Source organism: Psychrobacter sp. TPE 89C (assembly GCF_055522395.1).
The window spans coordinates 1-3,230 of record NZ_JBVFXW010000091.1; the positions used below are offsets into that span (position 1 = coordinate 1).

At 37.7% G+C, this 3,230-nt stretch carries 1 protein-coding gene; it reads right to left on the reverse strand.

Translation table 11 applies throughout. The features are described from left to right. Positions 1-528 precede the first annotated feature (528 nt). Positions 529-3,230, reverse strand: a 2,702-nt coding sequence (locus tag ACZW67_RS14175) for a hypothetical protein (RefSeq protein WP_465183788.1), incomplete at its 5' end; no start/stop codon positions are given.

The following is a 3,230-nucleotide window of genomic DNA, read 5'->3' on the forward strand; positions in this document are numbered from 1 at the left end:
TAAAGGAAATAAAAGACCGCTCCATAAATCATTATGAATATAAAAATCTTTATTCATTTGTATTGTGAGCAACATATACAATATAAAAATAAAGCCTCCTATACTTGGTGCAATCAAACAATAAACGACGAGCTTATTCCTAAATATTTTCCTCATCATTTACATCCTTATGAGCTATGCTGAAGAAACCGTACAAGTAAACTTGGTAAACTAAGCGTATTAATCGGAGTTTATCATGACCAAGAAAGTAAGAAACTACAGTGACGAATTTAAAGTAACCGCAATATAAAGTAAATATTGAGTATGGCTACTATGTAGCGCACTGACCATAGACAGAATATGTATGATAGGTACACCATGAAGTACACTGTGGCTATCTCAGTAATTCAAAACCTCGATATCATTAGCCTACAGCCTAAGCTTCGAGTCCTAACTAGGGTACCGAACCAGCGAAAGCGCCTGATTGGTTCGCCATAGGCATACCCTGCGTCAATATAGGGAATAGCGGCATTCAATACGTTTATTAAATTAGTAACCAACATCAAAAAATCGAACTGACCCAGCTGGAACAGTAACTTTCATTTTATTATCCATTATATGAAAATCTTCTTTAGATAAAATATCCTTTACCCATTTAACTTGTTTATGAAAATGTATAGTTACATCTCTATCTTGAGGGTCAATATAGCCTTGATCTACTAAAATAATACGGCTATGTTTCTCGTCTAATTTAACCACAGACCAAGCAGATCCTTCGACACGTATAGGTAAATCCTGTGCTCCGAGATCAATAGATTTTTTCATCATTGGATAAAACTCTTCTGCAGCTATCTCTTTATCATCACTAAAACCGACTCTTCCATTTGATACAAAATAAGGGATATCTTGTTTTTTTAATTGCGCTGCTGATTCTATAGGGGCGATTGGGATCATACCATTAGGCATCGGCGGAATGAAATTCAACCATCTATAGGGTATACCTAAGGCCGCTCTAGAATAATCATATGTCGGCAAGTTAGTGCCCGCCCACTGAATTTGTCCCAAACTCATTACAGCATTTGAGTCATTTTCGCTATAGTGATTCATTTCATGATGATTGGTTATTGACTGCGCTAATTCTGCATCTACATCTTTTATTAGCATCCATGAACCAATTGATTGCATTGCATCTTTTTCAACAATGGGTAAGACACCCGATTTCATTAAGGCAAATAGAACATTTAGCCCTGGCTGCTCGGTGTAACGGCTATCAAAAATAATGCCCATTCTTGAACCGTACGCTGCTCTCAACACTGCAGATCTAAGATAAGGGGATACACTGCGCTGTCCACCGGGACTGAGAGGGCGCCAACTGGTTGGGTTATCATCCACAAGTCTCATTGCATAATCATTAACATAGCCACCTAAGAGCATGCCTACTCTACCGGTAAAATTTATATCTTGCGTACGTGATGTCGTATCTTCAGCAGATGGAACTAAAATATCAGCATACTTCCCAGAGAAAAACATATCTTTCCAAGGTTGCTGCTGAGAGGTTGTAGCCCAAAAAACATCTTTATATCTAAAATATAACTTTGCTTTACCTTGCTTACGCATCGCTTTGGCCAAACGTGGCATATACTCTGAGATAAAATAGAGTACTCTTGGATCTTTCGGGTCATGCATTTCAGCATACAAAAAGCCAAGAGCGGTATTCGGAGCCGCTTCTAATATAGCCTCCATTGTATCAATACTGACTCCAAATGGGTCTGTACCATGACCAGACCAAATAACAAAACTTTGTCCTCTGGTCTCAAATGCCTTCGCTTTTTCAATCAACTGTTCTCGCGTATCTTTGTATTTCTCTCGCCGATCTTGTTTAAGCGCAATTTTGCCTATTTCTTCGACTAATGGGGTACGATCCCATTTTTCAGTCCATCGTTCTTGGGTTACGCTAAGGAAATCTGCACCATCAAGTTTTGCCACATCACTATTTAGTTCTGCGGCAGTCAACATTACCCAAGGTTTATCAGATTTCTTTTGGTAACTTGGTATCTCAAAAGCTAAAGCTTGTTCATACAAATCATTAATATTTTTTTCAACTTGTGCTAAACGACCTGTTAATTGATGAGGAATGTCTAACCAATCTTTATTATTTAAATCAAAACTATAAATAGTATTGCCACCACCAACTTGGCCTGCCGCAAACAGCTTTTCGTGAGTGGCTGATAACTCTATATCATTAAAAATAAGGCCTTTGTATTTTTCACCAACTTGCTTTATTAACTTTCCTTTCGCATCGACTAAATAAGTAAGACCTCCAAATTGAAGTACTACTTCGTTATACTTAGGTAGTAGCGATGTGCCATACACATGCGCATAACGCTGTCTCTGTTCAGAGGGTATTTCAAAGTTTGCAATTTGTTTAAATTTGCTATTGTAACCAAAAAATGATGCAGCCGACTTTTGGCCACTTTTATGATCACCGAAAAGTAATAAATCGTCCAAACCATCCTGATCTAGATCTGCAACATCAATGTCCGTTATCATCATATTTTTAGAAATGTCTTTAACATTTTGATCTGCTGTGCTGACTTCACTAATTACATTCTTTGATTTAGGGTCAATGAAGCCCATAAATTCCCAGCGATATTGATCATGCCCTAAAGTGAAAACAAATAAACTGTCTTTATCGCTAGATAGGAAATGACCCGTTTCTATTTTGCGAACCACGCCTTCTAATTTTGTTTCGCTGAGAAGTTCACCTTTGCTATTTAATTCATACAAAACAGAGTTATTTCCTCCTGCATAAATTCGCTTCTCACCATCAACAAGCGCTACTGCCACTTCACTTAAACGAACTTTTTTAGGTGGAGTAAACTTCCAAAGAGGAGCTACATTGTTTTTAGATGTGGTATCCCATGCATAAATGCTTCCATCAGCACTTGCTGCTATTAGCTCATCAGATTTGTCATTATTTAAATCCGCACTATTTATCTCAAAAAGCACTGCTTTCTCTTGAGTTGCGCTTCGCCACAGCTCTTTACCATCTGGACCATAACTTGCTACAGCACCATCTAATTCAGATGTATAAACAATGGGTTGACCATTCACTGTACCACTCGCAATTTGACGCAGACCATTGCCTTGTGTCGTAAAAGAGTCTTGTGAAACTTCAGTTGCAAAGCTGCTAACAGAAAAAAGTAACGTTATTGATGCTGCACTTAATTTATTAAAAAAAAATTTCATTT